Genomic DNA, 1,457 nt, shown 5'->3' with positions numbered 1-1,457 from the left:
CAATGCCGTTGTTTTAGTCTGCGGGCGTACGCTGCTGCGTAGTGCTTCCCGGGGGTGGTGCGGGTGTCTGCGGATGTCGGCGAGTTATCGGGGCTGGGACTGCTGACCTGGGTGTATCGGCCCGGGCTGGTGGATCGTGTGGTGGCTGCCTGTGGTCGTGCGGAGCAGCGCAGACGTCTGCTGCCGGCCCGGCTGGTGGTGTATTTCGTGCTCGCTCTTGCCCTGTTCTCGCCTGCGCCGTATCTGGAGGTGATGCGGCACCTGGTGGAGAGCCTACGTGGCCAGGGGCTGCTGGGCGAGTGGCGCATCCCGGCGAAGTCGTCGCTGTTCCGGGCCCGTCAGCGTCTGGGGTCGGAGCCGCTGCGGGTGCTGTTTGCCACGACTGCGAAACCGATGGGCACCGAGGCCACTCCTGGGTGCTTTTGGCGGGGGCTGCGGCTGCTGGCGGTGGATGCCACCTGCTGGGACGCGGCCGACAGCCCGGCCAATGAGGCCGCCTTCGGCCGTCCGGGAAACAGCCGCGGCCACGACAAGTCCAGCTTTCCCCAGGTGCGGATGGCCTGCCTGATCGAGGTGGGCACCCACCTTGTGCTGGATGCGGAGCTGGCCGGCTGCCGCACCGGCGAAGTTACCCTGGTCAGCCGCCTGCCCCGCTCCTGCGGACCCGGCGAACTGCTGCTGGCGGACCGGGAGTTTCTCGGCGTGCCCCTGTGGAGGGCCTTCACCGACAGCGGAGCCGATCTGTTGTGGCGGGTGCCCGCCAACCGGATCCTGCCCGTCGACCGGATGCTGCCGGACGGATCCTGGCTCTCGCGCATCCACGCCGCTACCGACCGCACGCACCGTGATCCGGTCACGGTGCGGGTGGTGGCATACCGGCTGCACGGCACCGCCCGTGAAGCGGGTGACTACCGGCTGGTGACCACGCTGCTCGATGCCCGTCGCTATCCCGCCCGCCAGCTGGCTGCGCTCTATCAGGAACGCTGGGAGGCGGAGGCTGTCTTCGCCGAACTCAAAACTCATCAACGCGGATCGCGCGTCGTGCTCACCAGCAAGACGCCCGACGGCGTCCTGCAGCAGATCTGGGCCCACCTGCTGGTCCATCACGCGCTGCGTGAGCTGATGGTGAGAACCGCGGCCACCCGGGGCCTGGACGCCGACCGGGTCTCCTTCACTGAAACCCTGCGCTCCGCCCGGCGCAGCGTGACCGTCACGCCGGGCAGTTTTTCCCCCTGAGCTGCTGGTCCAAGCACTTGTCCTGCTCCAGCACGACCTGCTCGAACGCCTCCTGCCACGCAGACGCCTACGCAGCCAGCCCCGCGTCGTCAAACGCAAGATGTCCAACTACCGGCTGAAACGGATCGAACACCACACCTGGCCCCAACCCACCCACACCGGCGCCCGAGCAGTCCGCATCAAACGACCACAACCCTCAACCACGTAATGCAACGGCATTG

At 67.9% G+C, this 1,457-nt stretch carries 1 protein-coding gene; it reads left to right on the top strand.

Features of this window, described 5'->3' with window-relative positions; translation table 11 throughout:
- Positions 1-63: 63 nt before the first annotated feature.
- Positions 64-1,236 (top strand): IS4 family transposase, encoded by a 1,173-nt coding sequence (locus ACWD11_RS35155; protein ID WP_451287968.1) that lies wholly within the window; start codon positions 64-66, stop codon positions 1,234-1,236.
- The last annotated feature ends 221 nt before the right edge of the window (positions 1,237-1,457 follow it).

The sequence above is a fragment of the Streptomyces sp. NPDC002776 genome (assembly GCF_053592195.1).
The sequence above is the reverse complement of the archived record's forward strand: the minus strand, read 5'-3'. Positions and strand labels throughout refer to the sequence as shown.